Annotated in this window: 29 protein-coding genes; 21 read left to right on the forward strand and 8 right to left on the reverse strand. The window is 44.9% G+C overall.

The window, feature by feature from the left end; translation table 11 throughout:
• Positions 1 to 3: 3 nt before the first annotated feature.
• The 4 genes from AZ46_RS02150 (at position 4) to AZ46_RS21835 (ending at position 2,695) form a co-directional block, all read left to right on the forward strand.
• Complete coding sequence (locus tag AZ46_RS02150) at positions 4 to 1,245, forward strand: exo-beta-N-acetylmuramidase NamZ family protein (protein ID WP_029281896.1); 1,242 nt, start codon at positions 4 to 6, stop codon at positions 1,243 to 1,245.
• Positions 1,246 to 1,790: 545 nt separating this feature from the next.
• Positions 1,791 to 1,988 carry a hypothetical protein gene (locus AZ46_RS02155; RefSeq protein WP_029281894.1) on the forward strand — a complete coding sequence of 66 codons (198 nt, stop codon included), beginning with the start codon at positions 1,791 to 1,793 and terminating at the stop codon, positions 1,986 to 1,988.
• On the forward strand, positions 1,981 to 2,499 hold the full coding sequence (locus tag AZ46_RS02160; protein ID WP_051827032.1) for a GNAT family N-acetyltransferase: 519 nt from the start codon (positions 1,981 to 1,983) through the stop codon (positions 2,497 to 2,499). Before AZ46_RS02155 ends, AZ46_RS02160 begins: the two co-directional genes overlap by 8 nt.
• Before the next feature lie 58 nt (positions 2,500 to 2,557).
• A complete protein-coding gene (locus tag AZ46_RS21835) occupies positions 2,558 to 2,695 on the forward strand; it encodes a hypothetical protein (protein WP_161781192.1) in 138 nt (45 codons plus the stop codon).
• A gap of 44 nt (positions 2,696 to 2,739) precedes the next feature.
• Here the strand turns inward: AZ46_RS21835 and AZ46_RS02165 are convergent, their stop codons facing one another.
• Positions 2,740 to 3,369, reverse strand: a complete 630-nt coding sequence (locus tag AZ46_RS02165) for a YitT family protein (RefSeq protein ID WP_029281890.1) — start codon at positions 3,367 to 3,369, stop codon at positions 2,740 to 2,742.
• 233 nt (positions 3,370 to 3,602) lie between these two features.
• Here AZ46_RS02165 and AZ46_RS02170 point away from each other — a divergent pair, with 233 nt between their 5' ends.
• Positions 3,603 to 4,463: an STAS domain-containing protein gene (locus AZ46_RS02170; RefSeq protein ID WP_081870114.1), complete on the forward strand. Its 861-nt coding sequence runs from the start codon at positions 3,603 to 3,605 to the stop codon at positions 4,461 to 4,463.
• Between the two features lie 30 nt (positions 4,464 to 4,493).
• Here the strand turns inward: AZ46_RS02170 and AZ46_RS02175 are convergent, their stop codons facing one another.
• Entirely contained in the window at positions 4,494 to 5,315 is an 822-nt protein-coding gene (locus AZ46_RS02175) for a glycerophosphodiester phosphodiesterase (RefSeq protein WP_029281886.1), read from the reverse strand.
• A 128-nt stretch (positions 5,316 to 5,443) separates the two neighbouring features.
• Between AZ46_RS02175 and AZ46_RS02180 the strand changes: the two genes are divergently transcribed.
• The 5 genes from AZ46_RS02180 to AZ46_RS21360 all read left to right on the forward strand — a co-directional run bounded on the left by AZ46_RS02180 (position 5,444) and on the right by AZ46_RS21360 (position 9,145).
• Positions 5,444 to 6,136: a response regulator transcription factor gene (locus AZ46_RS02180; RefSeq protein ID WP_029281884.1), complete on the forward strand. Its 693-nt coding sequence runs from the start codon at positions 5,444 to 5,446 to the stop codon at positions 6,134 to 6,136.
• On the forward strand, positions 6,133 to 7,491 hold the full coding sequence (locus AZ46_RS02185) for a sensor histidine kinase (RefSeq protein ID WP_029281882.1): 1,359 nt from the start codon (positions 6,133 to 6,135) through the stop codon (positions 7,489 to 7,491). The genes AZ46_RS02180 and AZ46_RS02185 overlap by 4 nt, the downstream gene beginning before the upstream one ends.
• A 51-nt stretch (positions 7,492 to 7,542) precedes the next feature.
• Positions 7,543 to 8,232: a PepSY domain-containing protein gene (locus tag AZ46_RS20910; RefSeq protein WP_029281880.1), complete on the forward strand. Its 690-nt coding sequence runs from the start codon at positions 7,543 to 7,545 to the stop codon at positions 8,230 to 8,232.
• A 145-nt stretch (positions 8,233 to 8,377) separates the two neighbouring features.
• Entirely contained in the window at positions 8,378 to 8,923 is a 546-nt protein-coding gene (locus tag AZ46_RS02195; protein WP_029281878.1) for a PepSY domain-containing protein, read from the forward strand.
• Positions 8,924 to 9,058: 135 nt separating this feature from the next.
• The gene (locus AZ46_RS21360) at positions 9,059 to 9,145 is read left to right on the forward strand and encodes a YjcZ family sporulation protein (protein WP_035206476.1); all 87 of its coding nucleotides are present in this window, start codon (positions 9,059 to 9,061) and stop codon (positions 9,143 to 9,145) included.
• Between the two features lie 272 nt (positions 9,146 to 9,417).
• Here AZ46_RS21360 and AZ46_RS02205 read toward each other — a convergent pair whose 3' ends face one another.
• The gene (locus tag AZ46_RS02205; RefSeq protein ID WP_029281876.1) at positions 9,418 to 10,938 is read right to left on the reverse strand and encodes a flotillin family protein; all 1,521 of its coding nucleotides are present in this window, start codon (positions 10,936 to 10,938) and stop codon (positions 9,418 to 9,420) included.
• Between the two features lie 10 nt (positions 10,939 to 10,948).
• Complete coding sequence (locus tag AZ46_RS02210; RefSeq protein ID WP_029281874.1) at positions 10,949 to 11,485, reverse strand: NfeD family protein; 537 nt, start codon at positions 11,483 to 11,485, stop codon at positions 10,949 to 10,951.
• A gap of 139 nt (positions 11,486 to 11,624) precedes the next feature.
• Between AZ46_RS02210 and AZ46_RS02215 the strand changes: the two genes are divergently transcribed.
• From AZ46_RS02215 to AZ46_RS02230, 4 genes are all read left to right on the forward strand, one after another.
• Positions 11,625 to 12,707, forward strand: a complete 1,083-nt coding sequence (locus AZ46_RS02215; RefSeq protein WP_029281872.1) for a CdaR family transcriptional regulator — start codon at positions 11,625 to 11,627, stop codon at positions 12,705 to 12,707.
• A 122-nt stretch (positions 12,708 to 12,829) separates the two neighbouring features.
• The gene (locus tag AZ46_RS02220) at positions 12,830 to 14,098 is read left to right on the forward strand and encodes a GntP family permease (protein ID WP_029281870.1); all 1,269 of its coding nucleotides are present in this window, start codon (positions 12,830 to 12,832) and stop codon (positions 14,096 to 14,098) included.
• Between the two features lie 12 nt (positions 14,099 to 14,110).
• The gene (locus AZ46_RS02225) at positions 14,111 to 15,244 is read left to right on the forward strand and encodes a glycerate kinase (RefSeq protein WP_029281868.1); all 1,134 of its coding nucleotides are present in this window, start codon (positions 14,111 to 14,113) and stop codon (positions 15,242 to 15,244) included.
• Positions 15,245 to 15,445: 201 nt separating this feature from the next.
• The gene (locus tag AZ46_RS02230; RefSeq protein ID WP_029281866.1) at positions 15,446 to 16,171 is read left to right on the forward strand and encodes a Bax inhibitor-1/YccA family protein; all 726 of its coding nucleotides are present in this window, start codon (positions 15,446 to 15,448) and stop codon (positions 16,169 to 16,171) included.
• A 33-nt stretch (positions 16,172 to 16,204) separates the two neighbouring features.
• Here AZ46_RS02230 and AZ46_RS02235 read toward each other — a convergent pair whose 3' ends face one another.
• Complete coding sequence (locus AZ46_RS02235; RefSeq protein ID WP_029281864.1) at positions 16,205 to 17,530, reverse strand: DUF4179 domain-containing protein; 1,326 nt, start codon at positions 17,528 to 17,530, stop codon at positions 16,205 to 16,207.
• A complete protein-coding gene (locus AZ46_RS02240; protein WP_029281862.1) occupies positions 17,523 to 18,044 on the reverse strand; it encodes an RNA polymerase sigma factor in 522 nt (173 codons plus the stop codon). Before AZ46_RS02240 ends, AZ46_RS02235 begins: the two co-directional genes overlap by 8 nt.
• Positions 18,045 to 18,427: 383 nt before the next feature.
• Here AZ46_RS02240 and AZ46_RS02250 point away from each other — a divergent pair, with 383 nt between their 5' ends.
• The 7 genes from AZ46_RS02250 (at position 18,428) to AZ46_RS02280 (ending at position 24,345) form a co-directional block, all read left to right on the forward strand.
• Positions 18,428 to 19,516: a Gfo/Idh/MocA family protein gene (locus tag AZ46_RS02250; protein WP_029281858.1), complete on the forward strand. Its 1,089-nt coding sequence runs from the start codon at positions 18,428 to 18,430 to the stop codon at positions 19,514 to 19,516.
• A gap of 57 nt (positions 19,517 to 19,573) precedes the next feature.
• Positions 19,574 to 20,596 carry a Gfo/Idh/MocA family protein gene (locus AZ46_RS02255; RefSeq protein WP_029281856.1) on the forward strand — a complete coding sequence of 341 codons (1,023 nt, stop codon included), beginning with the start codon at positions 19,574 to 19,576 and terminating at the stop codon, positions 20,594 to 20,596.
• Positions 20,597 to 20,615: 19 nt separating this feature from the next.
• Positions 20,616 to 21,374: a sugar phosphate isomerase/epimerase family protein gene (locus AZ46_RS02260; protein WP_029281854.1), complete on the forward strand. Its 759-nt coding sequence runs from the start codon at positions 20,616 to 20,618 to the stop codon at positions 21,372 to 21,374.
• 14 nt (positions 21,375 to 21,388) lie between these two features.
• Positions 21,389 to 22,357: a sugar phosphate isomerase/epimerase family protein gene (locus tag AZ46_RS02265; RefSeq protein ID WP_029281852.1), complete on the forward strand. Its 969-nt coding sequence runs from the start codon at positions 21,389 to 21,391 to the stop codon at positions 22,355 to 22,357.
• A 157-nt stretch (positions 22,358 to 22,514) separates the two neighbouring features.
• Positions 22,515 to 23,510, forward strand: coding sequence for a LacI family DNA-binding transcriptional regulator (locus AZ46_RS02270; protein ID WP_029281850.1), 996 nt, complete (start codon positions 22,515 to 22,517; stop codon positions 23,508 to 23,510).
• Between the two features lie 78 nt (positions 23,511 to 23,588).
• On the forward strand, positions 23,589 to 23,912 hold the full coding sequence (locus AZ46_RS02275; protein WP_029281848.1) for an AbrB/MazE/SpoVT family DNA-binding domain-containing protein: 324 nt from the start codon (positions 23,589 to 23,591) through the stop codon (positions 23,910 to 23,912).
• A 40-nt stretch (positions 23,913 to 23,952) separates the two neighbouring features.
• Positions 23,953 to 24,345 carry a hypothetical protein gene (locus tag AZ46_RS02280; protein ID WP_051865115.1) on the forward strand — a complete coding sequence of 131 codons (393 nt, stop codon included), beginning with the start codon at positions 23,953 to 23,955 and terminating at the stop codon, positions 24,343 to 24,345.
• An 83-nt stretch (positions 24,346 to 24,428) separates the two neighbouring features.
• On the opposite strand, the gene AZ46_RS02285 is transcribed toward AZ46_RS02280, so the two are convergent.
• Entirely contained in the window at positions 24,429 to 25,103 is a 675-nt protein-coding gene (locus AZ46_RS02285; RefSeq protein ID WP_029281846.1) for a hypothetical protein, read from the reverse strand.
• 229 nt (positions 25,104 to 25,332) lie between these two features.
• Positions 25,333 to 25,491, reverse strand: a complete 159-nt coding sequence (locus tag AZ46_RS21365) for an aspartyl-phosphate phosphatase Spo0E family protein (RefSeq protein ID WP_161781193.1) — start codon at positions 25,489 to 25,491, stop codon at positions 25,333 to 25,335.
• Between the last annotated feature and the right edge of the window lie 27 nt (positions 25,492 to 25,518).

Consider the following 25,518-nt stretch of genomic DNA (forward strand, 5'->3'; position numbering starts at 1 on the left):
GAAATGAAACGAATACTTGTGCTCATAACGGTACTGATGCTTGCAATCAGTGCATGGCCGGCTGATAAAGATGTTTCTGCCCATAAAGAGAAAAAGAAAAACAAAGTCACACCGGGTGTTGAAGTACTGCTGAAGGATGAGAAAGAACTTCTCAAGGGGAAAAAAGTCGGGCTGATTACAAATCCGACGGGAATTGATTCAAACCTGAACAGTATCGTTGACCAGCTCCATAACGATCCGGAGATTGAACTGACGGCCCTTTTCGGCCCTGAGCACGGCGTCCGCGGAGATGCTCAGGCCGGCTCGTACGTCGAGTTTTACATCGACGAAAAAACTGGACTTCCTGTATACAGCCTGTACGGTGCAACAAAAAAACCGACGCCTGAAATGCTTGAGAACGTAGAGATTCTTCTTTTTGACATCCAGGATGTCGGAACGCGCTACTACACATACATTTACACAATGGCTTATGCCATGGAAGCAGCGAAAGAAAACAACATTCCGATTGTCGTGCTCGACCGCCCGAATCCGCAGGGAGGGGACAGTGTTGACGGACCTGTCCTAGAACCGGAAGCAGCGTCCTTTATCGGACTTTATCCGATTCCGACTAAGCACGGCATGACGGTTGGAGAGCTTGCTTCTCTGTTTAATGAAGAATTCAACATCGGAGCCGATCTCACAGTCGTGAAAATGAAAGGCTGGAAACGCTCCATGGATTACGATGACACAGGACTTCCGTTTGTTCTGCCTTCTCCAAACATGCCGACTGTGTCGACAGCATTTGTCTATCCTGCAACTGGTCTGATTGAGGGAACGAATCTTTCAGAAGGACGGGGTACAACAAAACCGTTTGAGCTGATTGGAGCACCATTCATCAACAGCACAGACCTTGCTGCGGAGCTGAACGCACTCAGCCTGCCGGGCGTGAAGTTCCGGGCTGCATCATTTACACCGACCTTCTCAAAGCATGCCGGCAAACTCAGTCATGGTGTAGAAGTTTATGTGACCGACAGAGAGGAATTTGATGCCGTGCCGACAGGTCTGCACATCATAAAAACCGTCCATGACATGTATCCGGAAGACTTCGAGTTCTTATCAAACAACTTCTTCGACAAGCTGATCGGCAACACATGGACAAGACCGATGATCCTTGAAGGAGCAGCAGTCTCTGACATAACAGACAAATACAAAAAAGACCTTGATGCATTCAAAAAAGTACGAAAAGAATATTTGATCTATAAGTAAACGCAAAAAGGATGGAATCTTCGGATTTCATCTTTTTTGTTGCCCTCCAGCACTGTAAAACGGTTTGGGAGGGTAAGTAAGAGCCGGAATCGTACCCTCGGAAACCGTAAAACGATTTGCGAAGGTAAGCAAACAGGAGAAACGTACCCTCGAAAACCGTAAAACGATTTGCGGGGGTAAGCAAACAGGAGAAACGTACCCTCGAAAACCGTAAAACGATTTGCGAGGGTAAGCAAACAGGAGAAACGTACCCTCGAAAACCGTAAAACGATTTGCGAGGGTAAGCAAACAGGAGAAACGTACCCTCGAAAACCTTAAAACGATTTGCGGGGGTAAGCAAACAGGAGAAACGTACCCTCGAAAACCGTAAAACGATTTGCGGGGGTAAGCAAACTCGGAAACCGTACAACTAAAAGCATGTTCCCCCAATCTAACTGCAATCCAAATAAATAACCACAGGTTGCAGGATATATATGGAATACAGAGAATGTTTTAGTTAAGTAAACAGAATTCCTTTTCAACGTTGCTGTAAAGGGAGACATTTTATGAGAAAACAGGTAAATATGAGGGCAGTGCAGCAATCATATCGCGAAAGAAAGAAAAAGAAGGCAGCAGAAAATAAGGAAATGCTCAGGGGCAGCCGCGGTTCTTTCCATCTTCTTGCTTTTTGCTTTTTTATTTTTTCATCAGTATCTCGTGTGGTAGCAAGAATAAAATGGAAAAGCGGTGGACATGTTGATTGAAACGAAGAGGTGTCAGGCGTCCCGGATCCGAATAGCAGACATAGAAGAAGTAAAACAGCTCTATTTAAACCCGGAAGTGCGCAAATATCTTGGAGGAGTTCGCGATGAAGAGTCGCTTGCGCCTATGATTGAAGCTGTAAAGGTCGCTGAAGGCCAGCTGCCTTATTGGGTTGTAAGGGAAAAAATGACTCAGCAGTTCATGGGTACTGTTTCTCTTGATGTGCATCATGAAGGCGTGCATACGGAAATCTCCTATCAGTTCCTGCCAAAATGGTGGGGAGCGGGGTATGCTTCTGAAATTGTCCGTGCCGTAATAACATATGCTTTTGAAGAGATGAATCTTCCGGTTATCCTTGCCGAAACGCAGACAGCCAATCTGGCATCATGCAAAATGCTTGAGAAGATTGGCATGAAGCTGGAACGTAACCTGGTGCGCTTTGGGGCACAGCAGTCGCTGTATGCTTTGGAGTCATGCAGCCAGAAAGAGAATCCGAGGATATTGTATAAATAGAGGAAGACTGCACCTGTTCCAATCATATATTAATGTATCCTTTGAGCGGAGGGGTTCGATGGATAAGAATGATGATAAGACAAAGGTGAGGGAAGATGCCTGGAACCGGACGGTTTACGGGAGTCCGACAATAGGGGGATTCATAGTCTTCGGAAGTATTGCTGCAGTTATTATTTATCAGTGGCTGTTTGGATGAAAACAAAAAGGAACCGGATTAAAACCCGGTTCCTTTTTGTTTTTTCAGGCTGTTGCCGAAACGCTGTTTTCTTCAGTTTCAGCATGGCCGCTTTCACGCTCGAGCGGAGCTTTTTTATGGTATCTTCCGAGAATTGCCGTCATGACGAAGATGGCAATGGCCGAGTAGATAATTTGCAGGGGACCGAATACAAGCAGTGCTGATCCGACAATCATCAGGTCGGTGATAAGCATGGTTCTGCCTGGGTTGAATCCGAATTTCTTCTCGAGAAAAATACAAAGAATGTTCATGCCGCCAAGTGACGATCCGTTTCTGAATAAGAAGATGAGACCGATTCCAATGGAGATTCCTCCAAGTATGGCTGCGATGACAGGATGCGGAAAATGGACAATGAATGTTTGCTGCAGAAATTCTGAGGTGATGGACAAGATGCTGACGCTGATGAACGTCCTTAGGGTAAATGCGATGCCCAGCTGTGTGACGGCAAGTGCATAAAAAGGCAAGTTAATGACAAAAAAAAGAGTTCCGAATGAGTAGGCTGAAAGGTGCTGTGCTACAATTCCCATTCCTGCCGTTCCGCCGATGACAAGCTCTGAGGATGATAGCAGATGAACGCCGAGCGACACGGCAAAACAGCCTGTGATGATGCTGATCCAGCGAATAACAATGTGCATGCTTTCCGTACGACTCCTTCTATAGATGATAAAACTCATTATACATGAAGATTCCAGGAAACCTTTTGTTATTGAAAAATGGAAATGTTATGAAAATTAATGGAGGCTGAATACGCTGAAATTCCTGTCACACAGATTTATTGTGTTTCATTTTTCATCATAATGGGTATTAGTGCTAGGTTCTTAGAACGAGAAAGATCAACGATGAAGTTCAGAAGGGCTGGTGAACAGAAGTGACAGACACGCTTTTAGGTTTGAGCAAGCCGATAAAGAAATATTCAAATTTTGATGAAGCTTCTGAAAGCATACTTCAAATGATGAGCAAGTTCATTGAAATTAACACCTTGTTCATTGCGAAAAATGATCGGCAGCGTAATGAAATTGTGAAAGTTTTTAATAAGGATTCAGTACTCCTCGAGGAAGGCTCTGAGCTCCCATTCAGGGAAACATTCTGCAAGCTGAGCGTCGATCGGGGAAGAGAGGTTCTGATTATTCCGGATTTGGCAGGCAGCGGCTTGACGAAGGATCTGGATGTGACGAAAAATTTAGGCGGAGGATGTTTTATCGGCATTCCGATTTACTATGAAAACGGAGAGAATTACGGAACAATATGCGGACTGGATACAAATTCTCTTCCTTTTACAGATAAGCATGTTGAGCTATTTGAAACGATGGCAACCCTCCTTTCTTATGTACTTGAGCTTGACCGGGCGAACAAAGAAATTATTCACTTGTCAGCTCCGATTGTCCCAATCACTAAAGGAGTGGCTATTCTTCCGATCATTGGTGATATCAGCGAATACCGTGCAGAAAAGATCATACATACGGCACTTACCTCGAGTACAGATTTGTCATTAAACTACCTGATCATCGACTTATCGGGGATTCTTCAAATAAATGACGATGTGAGCGTTCATTTGCTTAACCTCGTCAGAATGCTTGAGCTGATCGGGGTGACACCTGCCCTTACAGGAATACGTCCTGATTTGGCGATGAAGGCTGTTCAGCTGAATCTTGATTTGGATAATATCCTGATTGGAGGAGATGTCGAGGGGGTTTTAAGTCATATCGGCTTTTCTCTGAACCGCAAATGAGTGTAACTTTAAAAGCATGAAGCCGCGGCTTCATGCTTTTGCTGGTTTTATATAATCAGGAAAATCGGTCGTAATGCCGTCCAAATCAAGCTGAAGAAACGCATTTGCAGATCTTCTGTCACGGATGGTGTAGGGAATGATTTTCATGTCATGTGCGTGAATGCGGGAAATCAGCTTTTTTGTCACCAGGCGTTTGTTTGGATTTACGTAGTTTGCATATTTTTTGAACTCTTCCAGCTGGGCATTTGAGATTCCCTTTGGTGTGAATTTTACGAGTACGCCAATTGGGACAGTCGGAGCGATATCATGAAACAGCTTCATTGAATTCGTATCAAACGACTGAACAATGATTTTGGGTTCACGGTTTTCAATGAGCCCCCTGCCTGCAAGCGCGTCATAGACTTTCTGCTCAATTCCGGGATAAAGGGCAGGGCTTTTGAGTTCAATCAGCAATCCGCATTTTTGAGGATACCGGTCGAGAACTTCATCAAACGTCGGGATGCGCTCCCCTGCAAAAACGGGATCAAACCAGCTCCCTGCATCTAAGGCCTGAAGTTCGCGACGGGTCAAGTCACGTACATTGCCTTTGCCGTTTGTTGTCCGCTCGACAGAATCGTCGTGGATCACCATCAGTTTTCCGTCTTTGCTCAGCTGGAGATCAATTTCGATAAAGTCGGCTTTCATGTCCATTGCCTTGTCAAAGGATGCCAGGGTGTTCTCGGGTGCATATCCCGAAGCTCCCCTGTGGGCAATTGTCAGCATGGATTTTGCTTGCCCGCGGTGTGAAATCTTTTTTATGAAATAAATAACTGCCAGTATAATGACTGCAGCAGCAATCACAATCGTTTCCATAAATCTGTCCCTCCCGTTCAAGCTTGTCTTTTTATAGTACCCCAGTTCAGGAATGTTTGCCAGCTGGATGGTAAGAGTTCTCATGGAACTGTGATATACTGCAAGTAAAAAAACACAGGGGAGTTCGTATGGAAAAAATTCTGGTCGTGGAAGATGAAGTGAAAATTGCGCGTGTTCTGAAGCTTGAGCTGGAATTTGAAGGGTACAGCGTCCATTCTGTACATGACGGCCTTGAAGCGCTCGAGGAAATCCGTTCTTCTTCATGGGACTGCATCCTTCTTGATGTCATGCTGCCCGGGGTTACTGGTTTGGAAGTGCTGAGACGGCTCAGGGCACAGGATGACCAAACACCGGTTATTCTTTTGACAGCCCGTGATACCCTGCCGGATAAAGTGAGCGGACTTGATCAGGGAGCAAATGATTATATAACTAAGCCTTTTCAGATTGAAGAACTTCTTGCAAGGATCAGAGTATGCCTTCGTTCAGCGAAGCCTGCTCATGTTCAGAAAGAAGCAGAAATTCTAAAGGCGGGAAATCTTATAGTGAACATAAAAACAAGGGACGTAACACGAGGAGATGACTCAATTGAATTAACTCCGCGTGAATTTGATCTTCTTGTGTATTTGCTTTCGCATAAAAATCAGGTTTTAAACAGGGAGCAGATTCTAAACGCAGTGTGGGGGTTTGATTACTACGGAGACACAAATGTTGTTGATGTGTACATACGGTACTTGAGAAAGAAAATTGACAGCGGCGATAATCAGCCCCTCATCCACACTTCTAGAGGGGTCGGGTATTCTATCAAGGAGCCAGCAGAATGAAAATCAGCCATAAAATCCAGCTGTTTTCAACGGTATGGATGCTGATTATTGTCCTTGGCATTCATGCGGCCATTTATTTTCTTTTTTTAACAGTCACTCTTGATCGCGAGGTTGAACGAACGGAGAAGCAGGCACATGCCGTTGCAGCAGCATTAAAGGAAGAAGACGGCAGAACGATGAATACAACGAATCTTTTAAGGGCTTATTTACCTGCAGATGGAATGATCCGAATCATTGACGAGTCGTCAAGGCAGCTTGCCACTGTTTCTAAAAAAGGAGAGTACCGTTCAGATTTTGATCCGGATTACTCAGCTTCTGAAAGTAGCGGCACTGTCAAATCTGATGGTGTCACCTTCTCAAGGGCTGCCATTCCTCTCATCTGGACGGACGGTGGAGTTGTCCAGCTTGAGGTGACAGAAAACCTTTCGCATGTTGATGAGGATATGGACCGGCTGAAGGTCGTCCTAGCCCTGGCTTCTCTTTTTGTGCTGCTGCCGATCTTTGCAGCGGGCAGCACATTAAGCAGAATCATCCTGAAACCCATTCACACGCTAATACAAACGATGGAAGAAATTCAAAAGAAAGAAACGTTCAAAAAAATAGAGACAAACAGCGGTTCAAAAAAAGATGAACTTCATCAAATGACCGAAACATTCAATAAAATGATCGGGCTGATTCAGACGAATTTTGAAAAACAGCAGCAGTTTGTGTCTGATGCAAGTCATGAACTGAAGACTCCTCTGACGGTCATTGAAAGCTATGCTAAACTGCTGAAACGATGGGGCACAAAAAAGCCTGAGATTATGGAAGAAGCGGTTGAAGCCATCTATTCCGAAGCAGTAAGAATGAAAGAAATGACAGCCCAGCTCCTCCTGCTTGCAGAAAATGATGCACACATGCAGGCTGAAACGAAAAGAACAGATGCAGCAGCTATATGCAGGCAAACAGGGAAAAGCCTGGAACAGGTATATCAAAGAAGGGTGGTCTATCACTTTTTCAAGCAGGAAGTGATGGTGTCTGCAGATGAGTTAAAGCTAAAACAGCTGCTCTTTATCTTACTTGATAATGCCTTTAAATACAGCGAAGAAGAAATTGAATGCACAATCGATCAAAAGGGGGACATGATTCATTTTTGCATCAGAGACAGCGGGATCGGCATCCCCAAAAAAGATCTCCCCTTTGTTTTTGAGCGGTTTTTCAGAGTGGATAAAGCACGTGCCAGGGGAACTGGAGGAACGGGCCTTGGCCTGTCGATTGCCCGGAAAATTGTCGCTGCACATAATGGCGAGATTCGGATTGACAGTTCAGAAGGACAGGGAACAGAAGTTCATGTGTATCTCCCTGCTTTCTCATGAAATTTTAATGTTTGGGGTTTATGCTGAACATATAGATTAAGGGGGGAGCTCATGCCAAACAAATGGACGGTGCTGATAACTTTCATTCTTTTAGCAGGTGCAGCATCACTGGCTGTTATGGTTTTTTTCAAGGACGAGCCTCTCACTGAAGCAGAGGCGAGAACACTTGTTAACAGCCAGTACTCTGGAACAATCACTGCACTCGAAGAGACACGGGCAGACGGAGAACATCTTTTCATTGCTGAACTTGAGGAAAAGGGAGCCCTGTACTCGGTGTCCGTCGATGCTGATGCCGGTAAAATTAAAGAACTGAAAAAAATAAAAGACGTTGATGAGAAAAGAAGTCTTCCTGTTACAACGGCAGAAGCGAAGGAAATTGCTGAGGAGCAATATCAAGGAAAGGTAGAATCATTGTCCTACGATGAACCTGAACAGGCTTACAGCATCCGGCTTGTAGCCGGCAAGGATGAAATTTCGCTGAAGATGGATGCGTCAAGCGGGAAGATACTATCTGAAGACCGGAAGACAATAGGTTCAAACAATCCGAAGGTGAAGCTGACAGAAGAACAGGCGATTGAAATTGCAAGGAAAGAAGCAAAGGGTGAGGTTGGTGATCTTGACCTTGAAGAGGAGGACGGCCGGCTATATTACGAGGTTGAAATTGAAAATGGCGAGAATGAGACAACCGTTCAAGTCGATGCTTTTACAGGAACTGTCCTTTCCGTTTCTGTTGAAGATTAAAAGTGAACCTTTTGCCATCAAAAGGTTCTTTTTTATCGTTTACACCAGAAACTAATCGATTTCTCATCAAATTCTAATCTTTCTCTCTCTTGTTTATCATTTTTCAGAGGTAGGATAAATGTATACAAACCAAGGAGGAATTCAGATGAAAAAAACAGCAGCTATTTTAACCGGAGCATTAATTGTCGGAGGAATCGGGGTAGGTTCACAGTTTATCACGCCTGGAGATAAAGCGCTGGCAGAAAAAACAGCAGAAGAACAAAATTTGAAAATCAGCTATGAAAAAGCAAAAGAAATCGTTCTGAAGGAGAAAAAGGGCAGTATATCAGAAATGGAGCTTGAGCAGGAGGCTGACGGCTGGGTTTATGAAGCCGAAGTGAAGTCAAAAGGAATAGAATACGATTTTACCATTAACGCCGATACCGGCGAAGTGACAAAAATGCATGAGGACGACGAAAGCAGCGATGACGGCAGTGTAAATCAGGATGAGGTTAAAGTGACAATGGAAGAGGCCAAAAAGGCTGCTTTAAAAGAAGTGAAAGGCAAGGTCACTGAAGCGGAGCTTGAAAGTGATGACGGCCAGGCTGTCTACAAGTTTGAGATCGTGGCAGAAGACGGCAGAGAAGCTGAAGTTGAAATTTCCGCTGAAAGCGGAGAAACGGTCAAAACGGAATGGGAAGATAAAGACTGATATAAGTATCCCTCAGGGTGCCCTCAGGGCGTTTGAGGGATTTTCTCAAATCTCCACTCTTGTCCTATATCAATCTCTATCATTCTACATATTTTGATAAGGAAAGTGAATAAGAGGTGAAATGGAGGAAGAGACATGTCAGGTGGATACGAAAACGGCTTCGCGCTTGTAGTTGTATTGTTTATTCTTTTAATCATTGTAGGAGCGTCATTCTTCAACTAAGTATAACATGACAAAGAGAAGCTGCTGATGAGTAAGATCAGCAGCTTCTTTTTATGTTTCTTGAAAGGCTGCAGCTTCGGTGCGGGGCGTATAAAGGCAATTGCTGATTTTTGGCGGAATTTGTTAAAAATGGACAAATTCCACATAGCAATCTCCTGTACGCTGAATAGGATATGCTATGAGAAAATAATTTTTCTCATAAGCCTCATGTTTGTAAGACACCTCTTCCTGCTTGCGCATGCTGACACCGGCATGCGCTTTTTTTGAGGCAATTATTCAGCTTGATCTGTATCTTTTTGTCTTGATGAAAGCTGATCGATGCTTTGTCTGATATTCCCTTTGCCGGAATAGTTTTCGATCAGTTCTTTCATATCAATGCCGGATGATGCCTTCAGTGTTTCCTGCAGGGAGCTCATGAGATTGGTGGCATAGCCTGTGATTTTATTCGCCCCGCTGTTTTCTCCGCCGCCTCCAGTGTCCACGACAGTAATTTTGTCAATGTTGGACAGGGGCGCAGCTACTTGCTTGGCATATTCAGGAAGCATCTTCACAATCATATCGAGTACGGCTGCCTTGCCGTATTGTTCAAAGGCTTCTGCAATTTTTTCCTTAGCTTCAGCTTCTGCAAGTCCTTTGAGGCGGATGATTTCAGCTTCTGTTTCCCCTTGAGCACGCTCGGCTTCAGCCTTTGCGAGACCGTCCATGCGGATTCGTTCAGCTTCTGCTCTTGCAAGTGCCTCGATGCGGTATTGATTCGCGTCGGCATCTGCAAGCTGTTTCGCTTTTTCTGCTGCAGCGGCTTGTTCTACTGAATAACGGTCAGCGTCTGCTTTTTTCTTTACTTCAGAATCGTATTGAAGCTCGCGGCGCAGGATTTCTCTTTCTTCAAGCTCGATCTGCTTCTGGCGTTCAATGATTTTGACCTGCATTTCCTGTTCAGTGACCTTCTGCCGTGCTTTTGCCGCTTCAAGGTCATAGGCTTGGTCAGCGTTTGCTTTAGCCGTATCCTGGTCTCTTCTGTACTCTGCCATTTTCAGCTGATTCATTTTTTCAGCTTCTGCAATTTCTGTTGCCCTCTCAAGCTCTGATTTTTTTGCTTCTTTTGCTGCCTCAGCACGTTTAATGCGCGTTTCTTTCTCGGCTTCCGCTGTTGCAATATCTGCGTCCCGCTTCACCTGAGCGATACGGGGCTTTCCAAGTGAATCGAGATATCCGTTTTTGTCGCGGACATCTTTAATGGTAAAGGAGACGATGACAAGACCCATTTTTGCCAGGTCCTGAGAAGCGACCCGCTGTACTTCCTGTGAAAACTTCTCCCTGTTTTTGTAGATTTCCTCTACCGTCATAGAGCCAAGAATGGAGCGCAGGTGCCCTTCGAGGACTTCACGTGCCTCCTGCTCTCTGTCTGTTTTTGATTTCCCGAGAAATTGTTCGGCAGCGGTTGCGATCTCGCCTATAGAACCTCCGATTTTAATAATCGCGGTGCCGTCCGCCATGACCGGAACCCCTTGTTCTGTATACACTTCCGGAGTTGATACATCAAGCTTGCTTGACAGGAGGCTCAGCGGTTCAGCCTGCTGAAAGACAGGCAGCACGAAAGTTCCTCCTCCGCGTACAATTTTAATTTTATTGCTGTTTTCATCCATGTGGACATTTTTGCTGCCCAGATAGCTTCCCGTAACAATCAATGCTTCATCAGGTCCTGCAGTACGGTACTTGGCTACAAAAACGGCAAGCAGAGCGATTAGGACAAAAAGAGCAATTCCAGCAATGATAATGATAGTAGTTAACATAAAATACCTCCTAAAGTGTATCCTCGAATGGCTGATAGGGTGCTACATAGACGATGCTGTTTTTGCTTTCAATCACCAGTATTTTCGTGCCTCCGGCAATTGGTGTATGATCAAAGCTTGAGGCCGTTTTTGAAATGGACCCCACACTGCTTGTAAGCAGCACTTCTCCAAAGCCGTCTGCAGGAATAGATGTAATGACCTGTCCTGTTCGTCCTTTTAAATCCGATTCATGATAAGAAAGAGACTCTTCTGCAGATGACAAAGGGACAAGGACGAAAAAATGAAGAAGAGCAACAAGGACACCGGATGCCATAACGGAAAGAACAGCAGATAATATGGTAGAGAAGATGCCGGTTACTTCAAAGATGTATCCGCCCGCACAGAAGAATGTGATAAAAGCGAGAACAAGAGTGGGACTGAAAAAAGGTACGGCTTCGCTCATTCCTTCAAAGATGTCTCCGAAAAAGACGAAGAGAAGAGTCAGAACACCGGCAATAATGAGTCCTGCAAGGTAAATGCTCTCAATAGTATGAACTGAAATGCTGATCACCCCCTGACCGTTTTAAACTGAGGAAGAAAAGGAATAGGCCTTCAATCAGTAATACGCTCAATTTTACAGAAAGTTTCATTAATTCTAAATAATGGAGCTGTGGTAAGATAAATCAAAAATCAGCAGGTGAAAAACAATGAATGAAAAACTCGCAAAAGAAATCGTATCAAGAACAATGTCCATCATTCCATATAACATAAATGTCATGGACAAAGACGGCACAATCATTGGCTCAGGAGATAAGAAAAGGCTTGGAGACATTCATACGGGTGCAATAAGTGTCATTCAAACCGGGAAAAAAGCCGTTGTATCAGAAGAAGACGGCAAGAAACGGATGAAAAAAGGAGTCAACCTCCCAATCTATTTTCATCACGAATTAATTGGAGTCATTGGCATTACAGGGGATCCGGATGTGGTCGGGCCGCTCGGAGAACTTGTGAAAATGGCGGCAGAACTGACCGTTGAGCAGGCATATTTGTCCGATCAAATACGGTGGAATGAAACGTTGAGGCAGGAAACACTGATTCAGCTGATAAAAGGAGAAATAACGGACAGGAGAGAATTTGCAGAACGGGCGCAAAGGCTGCGGATCAATCTGGACATTGAAAGGCAGGCTATTGTCTTTATTTTAAAAGAGGATATGAACTTAAAGAAACGGAACATGTTCTTAAAACAGCTTGAAGCCGCTGCAGATGAAGATGGCTTGATTGTCATTCCGGGTGCTGGTGAAATTGTGCTTCTTAAAGACAGCCGCTCTAGTCAAAGCCCCGCATTTTTACTGAAAATGGCGGAATTCTCGCAGCAATATTCGCTTAGAGGGGCAGCGGGCTACGTTTATAAGGGATTTAACGGCCCTGCCCTTTCGTATGAAGGTGCAAAGGAGGCCCTTGCTTCAGGAGGAGGGGGAGAAGGTTCATTTATTGACTATAAAGAAATGGCGCTGCCTGTATTGATTCGAAGAGGATATGACAGGCAAAAAGATGTTTACTTGCAGGATATTAAGAACACTTTTGAAGAAATGGACAAAAATGGGGAGCTTCTTGACACCCTGCGATTATTTTTCAATCAGAACGGAGATATGAACCATACAGCAGAAGAGCTGTTTATTCATCGAAATACACTAAGATACAGGCTGGATAAAATAGAAGAATCGACCTCTTTGAACCCGCGGAAAATGAAAGATTTACTGACGCTTTATACGGCATTGCTGGTTGTCTGATTGTGCACATGCACAAAAAAGAGGCAATGGCAGGCCGTCTTTTTTTGTCTGTACGGACAATGAATTCATAAAAGTAAGCGATTACAATTAAGAGAGTGAAAAGAGAGAAGGAGGAAATCACGATGGAGATTCAAGTAAGCGCTTTCGGGGCGTTATGCGCACTCATTGCAGCCATTTTTCTAATTCTGAAAAAAGTTCCTCCCGCTTATGGAATGATCGCAGGAGCTCTTATTGGGGGGCTTCTGGGCGGAGTAAATCTGACAGGAACCGTTGAGCTGATGATCGCGGGAGCAAAAGATATTACCCCCGCGGTTCTTAGAATCCTCGCAGCGGGAGTCCTGGCAGGAGTACTGATTGAATCAGGATCTGCTTCGGTGATTGCAGATACGATTATAAAAAAAATTGGAGAAAAGCGTTCACTTCTTGCCCTGGTCTTATCGACCATGCTTCTTACTATGGTCGGCGTGTTCGTGGATGTGGCCGTCATAACAGTGGCGCCGATTGCCCTGGCCATTGCATATAAAGCGAAGCTTTCAAAGCCTGCGATACTCCTTGCCATGATCGGTGGAGGAAAAGCTGGAAATATTATGTCGCCAAATCCGAATACGATAGCAGCTTCTGATGCGTTTGATGTTCCTTTAACATCGGTCATGGCGGCAGGCGCCATTCCTGCCATTTTCGGTGTGGCCGTCACGTATGTGCTTGCTAAGAGAATGGTGAGAAAAGGCGAGCAGATCAAGTCGGAAGAAATCATTTCAAAGGATGGGGGCACCCTTCCATCATTTGCGGCAGCTGTCAGCGGTCCGGCTGCAGCGATTCTGCTTCTTTCCCTGCGGCCTGTCTTTGATATAGCTATAGACCCGATTATTGCATTGCCTGCAGGGGGGCTGATCGGTGCGATTGCTACAAGAAATATGATGCGTTTAACAGAGTTTGCGGCATCCGGGCTGCTGAAGATGTCAGGTGTTGCGATCATGCTGATTGGAACCGGTACACTTGCAGGCATCATCGCAAATTCAGGGCTGAAAGATGTCATTGTTGCTGGACTTAATGCATCCGGTCTGCCTGCCTATATTCTGGCGCCGGCCTCCGGGATTTTAATGTCAGCAGCAACAGCCTCTACAACAGCGGGCACAGCTGTTGCAAGCAGTGTGTTTGCTCCGGCAATCATGGAGATTGGAATTCCTGCACTTGCAGGTGCGGCTATGGTTCATGCGGGTGCAACCGTTCTTGATCACCTTCCCCACGGAAGCTTCTTCCATGCAACAGGAGGCAGTGTGTTTATGGGGATGAAGGAGCGAATGAAGCTTATTCCATATGAGTCACTTGTCGGGCTGACGCTTGCAGTGATTTCTACCCTGATCTTTGGTGTATTTAAACTGTTTGGATAGGAGATGTTCGAGATGAAGATTGTCATTGCACCTGATTCTTTTAAAGAAAGCATGACGGCCCTTGAAGTATGCGAAGCAGCTGAAAGAGGTCTTAAAAAGACGTTTCCCGGTGCGGAAATTGTAAAAGTGCCTGTTGCAGACGGCGGAGAGGGGACGGTGCAGGCGCTTGTTGATGCCACGAACGGCAGGATGACAAAACTGTCCGTTACAGGTCCGCTCGGTCAGCCGGCAGATGCGGAGTACGGCTGGCTTGGTGACGGAAAAACAGCTGTTATCGAAATGGCGTCTGCCTCCGGACTGCATTTAGTGCCGCCGGAACGGAGAAATCCTCTTATAACGACATCGGCCGGTACTGGAGATCTGATCAGAGATGCGGTCAAAAAGGGAGCAGAGCATATCATCATCGGCATCGGCGGCAGTGCAACAAATGACGGCGGAATGGGGATGGCAAGAGCCCTCGGAGCTCTCTTTCTGGATGATCAGAAAAAGGAAATCGGACATGGCGGGGGAGCATTGGCGGAGCTTGCTGAAATTGATGTTTCCGGCTTAATGCCTGAGCTTTCCAACGTGAAAATAGAAGTAGCGTGCGATGTGGACAATCCTTTAACAGGGCCAAATGGTGCATCTGCCATATTCGGCCCGCAAAAGGGGGCAACGGCTGAATCGGTTGCTATTCTTGACCGCAATCTTGCCCATTTCGCATCCTTTTTAAAACAGACAACCGGTGCGGATGTGGCGCAAACAAAGGGAGCTGGTGCTGCCGGAGGGCTGGGAGCGGGACTGATGGCCTTCTTAAACGCTGAACTGAAGAGTGGAGTGGACATTGTATTAAATACAGTGAATCTTAAACAGCACATGTCAGATGCAGACCTTGTCATAACAGGGGAAGGCAGAATTGACGGCCAGACCATCCATGGCAAGACTCCTGCAGGCGTATCAAAGCTTGCGAAGGAACATGGAATTCCAGTCATTGCTCTTGCCGGTTCAATTGGAGAAGGATATGAATCTGTTTATGAAGCGGGGATTGGAGCTGTATTTTCCATTGTGCCGGGCATAGTCACACTCGGCGAAGCTCTGAGAAAGGGTCCTCAGTATGTAGAGCAAACAATGGCAAATATCGGACACATTCTGAAGCTGAAGCAATAAGGAGACCCCATGCGGTCTCCTTATTTTTGTGATGGAACGCCTCTAAGACACTGCAGAGTACTGTCCTGAAGAACTTTCCCTCAGAAGATTTTTCATATTAATAGAGTATTACGATATAATGAAACTATCAAGATGCGTTCACTGTGAAACTTTTTCCACAGCTGTCCGTATTACAAGTGAAAGAAAGAAGGAGTTGATCTTATGAGAACATCGAATCCTGCATTGAAAGCTTTTGCCAAACGGGAAGGTTCTTATTCCAGCCAGCCCATGACGCTGATGGGTGCTATTAATAAATCGTTTCTGCTGCTGTTTATTTTAATTACGGCCGCAGGAGCTGCCTGGTATTACAGTGCACAGGGGCAGGACGTATCTGCCATCATGATCGGAGGGGCGATCGGCGGATTTGTGATTGCACTGATTGTAAGTTTTGTTCCGAAAACAGCGCCGGTGCTCGCGCCCGTGTATGCGGTCCTTGAAGGAATGTTTGTAGGAGGCATCTCAGCCTATTACGCATCCCTCTACGAAGGAATCGTGATGCAGGCGGTCCTTCTGACAGCAAGCGTGTTTTTGGCCTTGCTGCTTGCCTATCGCTTCAGGCTCATTAAAGTGACACGCAACTTCAGACTGGGTGTCTTTGCCGCAACCTTTGGCATTTTAATCATGTATTTGCTGTCGTTTATTCTTGGGTTTTTCGGTGTAGCCATTCCGTTTTTGCATGATGCAAGCCCGGTTGGAATCCTCATTTCAGTTGCGATTGTGATAGTCGCATCGCTTAACCTTGTTTTGGATTTTGATTTTATTGAAAACGGGTCGAATGCAGGGCTTCCTAAGCACATGGAATGGTATGCAGGCTTTGCTCTTCTTGTGACGCTTGTCTGGCTGTACCTTGAGATCCTGCGCCTGCTTGCAAAGCTGCGACGCAACTAAACAGGAATGCCCGCTCATCTGAGCGGGCATTTTTTATTTGATTTTGATTTTTGTTTTTTCCTTTATAAAGCCTGGATAGTCGATGAACTTCATGGTCAGGGGGCCGCTGCCTGCTTTCCGGCGGTCAAATCGAACAGAGAAGCGTTTTTTGCCGTCTCCAAAGTCCTCATTGGAAGAATGGACATAGACGCTTTTTCCATTAGCATCCGTCACGTCATTAATCAGCATGCCGGACATTTCTCTGTCTTCGGTATAGGTGAACCCAACTTCATTTTCTGATACTTCTATAAGGCTGAAAACATTGTCTTTTGGCTTTTTAACAACTTTCATTTTGACAGGATCAATGATGACCTCTGCATCATCTTTACTGATTCCCCGTATTCTGCTGAATTCCAGATACAGTTCTATAGGCGTTTCAAAGTAATTGCTCTCCAGATAAATCACATCTTCTGTGTCGCTGACTTCTGTTCCCACCAATCCATTATGGAAAAGTGACCATGGCTCGCCTTTTTCATCTGTAAGCCTGATATCATCAAAGGCGAATAGCTCCATCGTATTCTCTTTATCGTATTCTAGGTAAAGGGCTGCAGAGAGAGGAGTGATTTCAAGTTTTCTGAATGTAATCTTCTGGTTTTCTACTGAAACGGTTTTATTCATCTCAATCTCTCTCATCTTTTCCTTCACTAAATCCTGATCCAGTTTAAAATCGAATTGAAACGTATCTTCTTGAGCCATTGACAGAGGTCTTTGTGTCTTCACAACAATGTTCAGCTTGAAATCCTCATGGTTCATTGGATCTGCAAAGTCATAATCAATCGACGAATGTTCGCTCTCATTATGAGAGAGCGTTTCATCGGTATGTCCGAAGCTGATCATCGCATTTTCGTTAAGATTGTTTGTTCCTGATGTTAGTTGGACATTCTTTAATCCAGCTTCGGCTTTTTCTGCCTTGTTTTGAACGGTATAAAAAATACGGAGCTTTCTCTGGTCGACAATAGCTGAGTTCAGGGTGATTTCTATGCCGCTTTTCTCATCGGACAAGCCAATTTCCTGTACAAAATCATTTTCTGCGGCGGACATTAACCCTTTATTGTACCTGATGATTTCAACCACTTGTTCCATGCCCGGGATGCTGCTGACATAGGAAGCAAACGCCGGAGAAACTCTGACTAACGTGATAAAAATAAAAATGAACAGGGAAGCGGCCAATGCGGGCCATCTTAAAGGATAAGGCCTTTTTTTCTTTTTTGCTTTTTGAAATCCGGCAGTGATGGCATCATCAAGCTCATCAAATGGAACGGAAATCATATCTGTTTTCGTCTTCATCTTTTCCAGCAGAGCCTCTTCCTTTTCAAACATGACCTTCACCCCCATTGTCTTCAAAATGTTTTCTAAGCAGGGAAAGCGCTTTTTTCAGTCTTGTTTTTACCGTGCTTTCCGGACAGTTTAACTGATCGGCTATTTCTTTTATTTTCAGATCCTGAAAATATTTCATGACGATGACATCCTGATATTTTTCACTGAGGCTGCATAGCGCCTCCTGAATTTCCACCGAATGCAGGGAATCTGCAGCCGTACCGGATGAGGCTAGCTTTTCGTCAAGCTTCACTTTCTTTTGACGCTTAAGCTGATCATGGCAGTAGTTCATCATGATTCGGATCAGATACGTTGTAAAATAAGACGGCTCCTTCACTTTTTTGAGTGATTTATACGCACGGTACGTCACTTCCTGAACAGCTTCAATCGCATCGTTTTCATTTTTAAAATACAAATAGGCGGTCCGGTAAAGCTGTTCTTTATGCTGTTTCATGACAAGCAGAAAGGCCCGGTCATCGCCCCTGATCGCTGCCTTTGCGAGAGTGGGGTCTGTCAATGGTGATTCCTCCTTGATGGGATCATATATCCTGATAATAAAAAACAAGTTTCAGCTTTATGAGAAAGCATTTGCCTCTTTACTCATTAGACTTCAAACGTCTGAAAAAGTTTTCAGTTTTCATCCTTTTTTTAAGCTTACAAGAAAAAGAATCTCAGAGATAAATATTTTTTTATTTTTTTGTTTGATTAAAAGCGCTTTCATGTTAAAATGAGTTTGTCGAAACGTTTCACATTGATTTTCAAGAACAGGAATAAGGGATTTATACATATTTGCCCCATATCTTGTGAAACGTTTCAAATCACGTATAAATACGGCAGCGGCTTAAGCACGCTTCCAGAACGGGTCCTGACAATGGGCCGGAATGAACCCGGAGGTGGACAATGAGTACGATTGTTCGAGTTGGAATTATCGGGTGCGGAGGAATTGCAACCGGCAAGCATATGCCTGCTCTCGCACGCCTGAAGAATGTTCAGATGGTGGCATTCTTTGATCTTGTGGAAGAAAGAGCCATCGAAGCAAAAATGCAGTTTGGTTCAGAGATGGCTGAACACTACACAGATTATGAGGAATTGCTTGCAAATCCGGGTATTGATGTCGTTCATGTCTGCACACCGAATGATTCCCATTCAGATATTTCAATTGCAGCCCTTGAGGCAGGCAAGCATGTTATGTGTGAAAAGCCGATGGCAACTTCAGCTGCCGAAGCGAAAAGAATGCTTGAAACAGCGAGGCGCACAGGCAAAAAGCTTTCTGTTGCTTATCAGAACCGCTACCGCGCAGACAGCCTGCACCTGAAAAATCTCTGCGAAGAAGGGGAGCTTGGCGATATTTATTTTGCGAAGGCCCATGCAGTCAGAAGACGTGCAGTGCCGACATGGGGAGTGTTCCTAGATAAGGAGAAACAGGGAGGCGGACCGCTAATTGACATCGGCACCCATGCCCTGGATCTGACACTTTGGATGATGGATAATTACGAGCCGAAAATGGTTGTCGGAACAGCTTTTCATAAGCTCGGACCTAAGGAACATGCAGCAAATCTCTGGGGACCCTGGGATCCTGAAAAGTTTCAGGTGGAAGATTCGGCTTTTGCCTATATTACGATGCAAAATGGCGCCACCATCTTTCTTGAGTCAAGCTGGGCACTGAATACCGTCAATATCGGAGAAAGTAAATGCACGCTGATGGGAACAGAAGGCGGAGCGGATATGGACAGCGGCCTACGCATTAATGGGGAACGCCGCGGGAAGCTTTATACGACAAATGTCGATCTTGATGAATCCGGGGCTTCTGTTGTGGACGGAAAGCCTGAAAGTGAAGCTGATATTGAAGCAAGACTGTGGATTGAAGCCATTGTCGAAGACAAAGATCCAGTTGTAAAGCCTGAACAGGCCCTGATTGTAACGGAAATTTTGGAAGCGATTTATAAATCGTCCGAAACCGGCGAACCAGTATACTTTGAGAAAAAATAAGAGATTTCTGCAGCAGGAATCGATTTCATCTTTTTAACTACTAGGAGGAAGAGAAACATGAAAACGTTAAAAATCGGTATTATCGGATGCGGAAGCATTTCAAAACACAGACATCTGCCTGAGTGGGCTGGAAACAAATTTGCTGAGATCGTTGCTGTCTGCGACATTAACGAAGACCGTGCAAACCTTACTGCACAGCAGTACAATGCAAAAGCATTTACAGATTACAGAGAGCTTCTTGCCCTTGAAGAGATTGACGCTGTAAGCGTTTGTACTCCAAATGCCCTTCATGCGCCAATGTCAATTGATGCGCTGAATGCAGGCAAGCATGTTCTTTGCGAAAAGCCGATGGCCACTTCAAAAGAAGAAGCAGAAGCAATGATTCAAGCCGCTGAAAAAAACAACCGCAAGCTTATGATCGGACACAACCAGCGTTTTGTGCCTTCTCATGAGAAAGCAAGAGAGCTGATCAAAAACGGAGATATCGGAAAAGTGTTTTCTTTCCGCACGGCATTTGGCCACGGCGGTCCGGAAGGCTGGAGTGCTGATGGACGCGACAGCTGGTTCTTCAAAAAAGAGGATGCATTTATCGGCGCTATGGGAGACCTTGGTGTTCATAAAGCTGATTTAATGCGCTACATTCTTGGCGAAGAAGTAACAGAAGTAGCTGCTTTTGTAGATACAGTTGCTAAAGAGGGAGCGGACGTTGATGATAACGCTGTCTGCGTGGTTAAAACAGAAAGCGGCATCATGGGAACGCTTGCAGCAAGCTGGTCATACAGCAAGGAAGATAATGCGACGGTAATCTACGGTGAAAAAGGAGTGCTTCGTTTAGAAGATCACCCTCAATTCTCTTTAATCGCACAATATACGACTGGCGAAGTAGTAAACTATGAGCTTGGCAAAATTCAGTCAAATGATGAAGGCGGACAATCCTCATCTAAAGTGATCGATAAATTTGTCGACAGCATCATCGGCAATACAGAGCCTGCCGTTTCAGGGGAAGAAGGCTACAAATCTCTGAAGATCGTACTTGGCGCATTAGAGTCAAACGAAACAAAAACAATCGTAAAACTTTAATCATAAGGGGGATTATCTCATGACGAAAAAAGGGCTTCAGCTCTATACAATCAGAACGCTGCTCGAAAAGGATTTTTTCGGCACATTAAAAGAAGTTGCCGGATACGGGTATGAAGGGGTACAGTTTGCAGGCTATTACGACACGCCGGCAGACCGTCTGAAAGAGGCATTGAACGAGTATGGACTGAAGGCAGCGGGGAGTCATGTGCCTTATGAACAAGTGACAGGGGACGGGCTCAGCCAAGTCATTTCCTACAATAAAGAAATCGGCAACGATTTAATTATTGTTCCTTATTTAACAGAAGAGCAGCGCACGGACCTTGATGCATATAAACGCGTTGCGCAGGAGTTGAACAAAGCAGGGGAAGTGATTAAGCAGCAGGGACTTCAGCTTGCGTACCATAACCACGATTTTGAATTTCAATCATTTGGAGATCAGACGCCATTTGACGTCCTGCTTCAGGAAACAGACCGCAATCTGGTCAAGTTTGAGCTTGACTGCTACTGGGTTACTTATGCCGGCTATGATCCGCTTTCACTGATTAAAGAACAGCGGGACCGTGTTGCGAGTCTCCATATTAAAGATATGAAAGAAACAAACGGTGTTAAGCACAGCACAGTCATAGGCGAAGGAACCCTTGATATGAAAGGGCTGCTGACTCTTGGAAAAGACCTGGAACTGCCATGGTTCATTGCTGAGCAGGAGCACTTTGAAGGCGAGTTAATGGAAGCTGTTGCGCTTAATTCGAAAAAAATGGACGAACTATTAAAAGCATAGAAAGGAAGATCACGATGAAACTAGGAGTATTCACGGTTTTATTTTCAGATAAAAACCTCGATGAAATGCTGGATTATGTGAAAGAATCAGGTGTGGAAGCTGTTGAGATTGGAACAGGCTGCTATCCTGGAAATGCACATTGTTCTTTAGAGGAGCTTCTTGGCAACAAGGAAAAGCAAAATGAGTATTTGGAGAAAGTTACTTCACGCGGACTGACAATCAGCGCATTCAGCTGCCACGGCAATCCGATTTCACCTGACTCGGCTTTTGCTGCTGAGTCTCATGAAACACTTGTTAAAACGATCAAGCTTGCAAACGAAATGAACGTTCCGGTTGTCAACTGCTTCTCCGGTACTGCAGGTGACCACGAAAATGCTAAATATCCAAACTGGCCGGTTGCCCCTTGGCCAAACGAATATGGCGACATTCTGAAGTGGCAATGGGAGCAAAAGCTGATTCCTTACTGGAAAGAAGTCGGCGAGCTTGCTCAAAGCCTGAACGTGAAAATCGGATTAGAACTTCACGGAGGGTTCCTGGTTCACACTCCATACACGCTGCTGAAATTGCGTGAGGAAACATGTGAAGCTATTGGTGCCAACCTTGATCCAAGTCACTTGTGGTGGCAGGGAATTGATCCTGTTGGAGCGATTAAAATCCTTGGAAAAGCGGGAGCGATTCATCATTTCCACGCTAAAGATACGTATCTTGACCAGGACAACATCAATATGTATGGGCTGACAGACATGCAGCCATACGGAGAAATTCAGTCAAGAGCATGGAATTTCCGTTCAGTCGGCTGCGGACACAGCATGCAGGAGTGGTCAGATATGATCAGTGCCCTTAGAACATACGGCTATGACTATGTTGTAAGCATTGAACATGAAGATCCGATCATGTCGATTGAAGAAGGCTTCCAGCGTGCAGTATCAAACTTAAAGAGCGTACTGATTAAAGAACAGCCTGCAAATATGTGGTGGGCATAAGAATTTCTATATGGGATACACCGTACAGGCGGGTTTGACACCTGCTTGTACGGGTTATTTCCAAAAAAACCTTTCCTCTCTTTATTCACCCCAAGCACCCCGCGCAAAACTCTGTTCAAGTAATTCAGAAGAAGCCATGAAAGTAAGGTGGAGAAGAATGGCCACAATCAAAGATGTTGCAAAATTGGCCGGTGTTGCTGTTTCCACAGCATCCTATGCATTAAACAATAATTCAAGAGTCAATTCAGAAACGGCAAAACGCGTTCTGGAAGCTGCCAAAACCCTGAATTATCAGAAAAACGGGATAGCCAGGGATTTAAAGCGCAGCAAAACAGAAACAATCGGCATCATTGTCCAGGACCTGTCAGGACCTTTTTATTCAGAATTGATGAGAGGCGCACAGGATACCCTTCTCACTCACAAATACGGGCTGATTGCCTGCAGCGCCATCGGCGGAAATGTATGTACTGCGACAAAATTTTTAAGAGAACGAAGAGTAGACGGGGTCATCATTCTTGCTGAAAGCCTTCCGGATGAGCTGATTCTGCAGTCCGTCAGAGAAGATTTTCCGATTATCGTTCTTGACCGCAAGCTCGACAGTGACAGCATCATTCATGTCCTCGTCGATAATTTTTCAGGCGGATATCAGGCAACGCAGCATCTCATCGATCTTGGCCATAAAGAGCTTGCCTATATTGGGGGACCGTCGCATAACCGCGACAATCAGCTCCGTTTTGAAGGCTATAAGCAGGCTCTGAAAGACTCGGGAATTCATCTCCATCCAAGCTGGATTCTTCAAGGCCAGTATACACGCGAAGGCGGATACTCTGCGGGCAAAATTCTCATGATGCAGGGGAACGCCCCGTCTGCTGTTTTCTGCGCAAATGACGAAATGGCGGTAGGTGCGATTAAAGCTTTTAAGGAAGCGGGTTTAAAAATACCGCATGATCTCTCTATCATTGGATTTGACGACATAGAAATCTCTCAGTATATCTCTCCGCCGCTGTCAACCGTTAAGCAGTCTAACTACGAAATTGGGTCTCTCGCGGCCCACTTGATTTACCAGGCTCTGAATGAAGGGATAGAAGGCAGGGATTATCTGCTGCCGACCGAACTTGTTCTTAGAAGCTCAACAGCCCGGAAGCAGCTTTAACAGCATAGCCGGGAGGAGAAATGATGCTCTTTTTATGATATAATTGAAGGCATCTTAAAAAGGAATGGAGTGAGATCGTTGAAAAAAGGCCCATTTTTCGTGAAAATTTGGTCAAATGGTCAAGTGATGATTCCTTCCTATATACGAAAAAAACTAAACATACAGTCAGGTGAGCGTGTCATTGTACGAACAGACGGCAGAACGATACAGCTGATGAAAAATGACAGCAGCACATTTGAAAACGAAACCATTATAAGCAGCAAAGGAACCGTGACCATACCAAGCGAAATAAGAAATCTCTGTGATATTGATGTTGGCGAGAAGCTGAAAATAGACTGGAACGAAGCGATGCAGAAAATAACGTTCAGCCTGCCGGATCACATGTCTACATTATCAAGCTGACGCAGAAGACGTGTCTTTTGCAGAGCGCAGGAGGACTTTAGTGAAAAAAGTTACGCTCTTTCTCATGACAGCCTTATTTGCTTTTCTTCTGTCAGGCTGCAGGGACGAAGACGAAGGAAGAGACCGGAGGCTTGTTGCAGCAGAAGATATGTTAGAGGCAATTTTAGAAGAAGATGAAAGGGAGATGAAAGACCTTTACCTCAAAGGAGCTTATCATACACCCGAAGAATTGATTTCCCTCAAGAAAAAATGGGGAATTGACAATCTGGAACTAAAGGATTTTGATTTTCAGGAAGAAAGCTTTTACGTTTACCGCGCCTATTATGACCAGGATGACCAGACGGAGAGAAAAGCGATTGTCCTGCGCGTCAGGGAAACGGAAGATGACCGGATCATTGTTGATTTTGTTGATCAGATTACGGAAAAAAAATAAGAGTGATCTGAATAGAAACGGCGTTGAAACGGTATTAATGAAAAACCAGGCTCAGATGTTGAGCCTGGTTTTTTATATGGATATCAGCGGAACACTAACTTTTCAATCAAGCTGATAATCTCCTGACCATCCCTTGGTTCAATAGAAACGAGCTTTGTGTTGTTCAGGATATCTTCTGTATCTTTTTGAAGTTCTTTTTCATCAGTACCGGGAGGGGGAGCTTCCCAGCGCATCGGGGTCGCATACACATGAATGGTTCCGTCGCCATTTCCTCTGTAAGTAACCGATCCATCAACTAAACGGGAGCCGGATAACTGAATGACGTCTTCCGGATAGACTGCACTGTTGTCTATATTGGGATTGACAGGTTCTCCCGGGGGAATATGCCTGATATTGAGCTCATCAATCTCCTGATTCGGACCAAGCTGAGCCCACACTCTTGCGTATTCAATTTCTTCGGTGGAGTAGCTGTTCAGTGAGTCTGTCTGCCTGGAGCTGTCATCATCAGCCCCGCTCTTTTCAATGTCTTTTGGATCGCCGCTTTTTACAGAGGAGGAATCTGCTTCTTTAGGAGCAGATTCCTTCTTCTCATTTATAGGTTCATCTATAACCGCTTCCGCGTCATCATCAATGTTCGCACCTGAACCTGAAGATGAGCTGTTTTTTGTAGAGGCAGGTTCTTTGGCTATGTTTTCAGTGCACCCTCCAAGCAGCACCAGCAGTCCGAGAAATAAAAAAAGCATCGCCGTTTTTTGCATTCGTAAAATGTCTCCTTTCCATTTACAAGTTCCGGCCGCAAATATTAACTACTTAGGACTGAAGCCGGTAAAGCTGGAAGTCCATCCTCTATTATGACATAAGTTTCCTTTTAAGTTCATGTAAAACTTCAAAAATATTCCAATATTATATATTCTTGCCGAATCCAGCAAATGAACAGAAAAAAGCCGGGTGATACCTGATTGGTTTCACCCGGCTTTATATATGATTTCAATTAGAAGCATCCTGGATTCTGCTGCCAATGTTTAAGAGGCGGTCCAGCTGCTGGCTTGCCCTGACTGTGGAAGCGGAACTCAGCCCTTCACGTTTAGCGCTCTCTACCATTTTCTTCCGATATTTTTCGATTAACATGTCCATTCGGTTCAACATACCACCGCTCCTCTGCATGCGTTATTA

It is taken from the genome of Metabacillus indicus LMG 22858, from assembly GCF_000708755.2.
GTDB classification, from domain to species: domain Bacteria; phylum Bacillota; class Bacilli; order Bacillales; family Bacillaceae; genus Bacillus_P; species Bacillus_P indicus.

What these genes read in the sequence shown, in the direction of transcription:
- AZ46_RS02165 (WP_029281890.1), bottom strand. Translation starts at nt 3,369, where the DNA reads ATGCACATTGTTATTCGCTGGATCAGCATCATCACAGGCTGTTTTGCC.
- AZ46_RS02225 (WP_029281868.1), top strand. Translation starts at nt 14,111, where the DNA reads ATGAAGATTGTCATTGCACCTGATTCTTTTAAAGAAAGCATGACGGCC.
- AZ46_RS02285 (WP_029281846.1), bottom strand. Translation starts at nt 25,103, where the DNA reads ATGCAAAAAACGGCGATGCTTTTTTTATTTCTCGGACTGCTGGTGCTG.
- AZ46_RS02175 (WP_029281886.1), bottom strand. Translation starts at nt 5,315, where the DNA reads ATGGAAACGATTGTGATTGCTGCTGCAGTCATTATACTGGCAGTTATT.
- AZ46_RS21360 (WP_035206476.1), top strand. Translation starts at nt 9,059, where the DNA reads ATGTCAGGTGGATACGAAAACGGCTTCGCGCTTGTAGTTGTATTGTTT.
- AZ46_RS02155 (WP_029281894.1), top strand. Translation starts at nt 1,791, where the DNA reads ATGAGAAAACAGGTAAATATGAGGGCAGTGCAGCAATCATATCGCGAA.
- AZ46_RS02265 (WP_029281852.1), top strand. Translation starts at nt 21,389, where the DNA reads ATGAAACTAGGAGTATTCACGGTTTTATTTTCAGATAAAAACCTCGAT.
- AZ46_RS02150 (WP_029281896.1), top strand. Translation starts at nt 4, where the DNA reads ATGAAACGAATACTTGTGCTCATAACGGTACTGATGCTTGCAATCAGT.
- AZ46_RS02270 (WP_029281850.1), top strand. Translation starts at nt 22,515, where the DNA reads ATGGCCACAATCAAAGATGTTGCAAAATTGGCCGGTGTTGCTGTTTCC.
- AZ46_RS21835 (WP_161781192.1), top strand. Translation starts at nt 2,558, where the DNA reads ATGGATAAGAATGATGATAAGACAAAGGTGAGGGAAGATGCCTGGAAC.
- AZ46_RS21365 (WP_161781193.1), bottom strand. Translation starts at nt 25,491, where the DNA reads ATGTTGAACCGAATGGACATGTTAATCGAAAAATATCGGAAGAAAATG.
- AZ46_RS02255 (WP_029281856.1), top strand. Translation starts at nt 19,574, where the DNA reads ATGAAAACGTTAAAAATCGGTATTATCGGATGCGGAAGCATTTCAAAA.
- AZ46_RS20910 (WP_029281880.1), top strand. Translation starts at nt 7,543, where the DNA reads ATGCCAAACAAATGGACGGTGCTGATAACTTTCATTCTTTTAGCAGGT.
- AZ46_RS02230 (WP_029281866.1), top strand. Translation starts at nt 15,446, where the DNA reads ATGAGAACATCGAATCCTGCATTGAAAGCTTTTGCCAAACGGGAAGGT.
- AZ46_RS02180 (WP_029281884.1), top strand. Translation starts at nt 5,444, where the DNA reads ATGGAAAAAATTCTGGTCGTGGAAGATGAAGTGAAAATTGCGCGTGTT.
- AZ46_RS02185 (WP_029281882.1), top strand. Translation starts at nt 6,133, where the DNA reads ATGAAAATCAGCCATAAAATCCAGCTGTTTTCAACGGTATGGATGCTG.
- AZ46_RS02260 (WP_029281854.1), top strand. Translation starts at nt 20,616, where the DNA reads ATGACGAAAAAAGGGCTTCAGCTCTATACAATCAGAACGCTGCTCGAA.
- AZ46_RS02195 (WP_029281878.1), top strand. Translation starts at nt 8,378, where the DNA reads ATGAAAAAAACAGCAGCTATTTTAACCGGAGCATTAATTGTCGGAGGA.
- AZ46_RS02250 (WP_029281858.1), top strand. Translation starts at nt 18,428, where the DNA reads ATGAGTACGATTGTTCGAGTTGGAATTATCGGGTGCGGAGGAATTGCA.
- AZ46_RS02220 (WP_029281870.1), top strand. Translation starts at nt 12,830, where the DNA reads ATGGAGATTCAAGTAAGCGCTTTCGGGGCGTTATGCGCACTCATTGCA.
- AZ46_RS02235 (WP_029281864.1), bottom strand. Translation starts at nt 17,530, where the DNA reads ATGTTTGAAAAGGAAGAGGCTCTGCTGGAAAAGATGAAGACGAAAACA.
- AZ46_RS02205 (WP_029281876.1), bottom strand. Translation starts at nt 10,938, where the DNA reads ATGTTAACTACTATCATTATCATTGCTGGAATTGCTCTTTTTGTCCTA.
- AZ46_RS02215 (WP_029281872.1), top strand. Translation starts at nt 11,625, where the DNA reads ATGAATGAAAAACTCGCAAAAGAAATCGTATCAAGAACAATGTCCATC.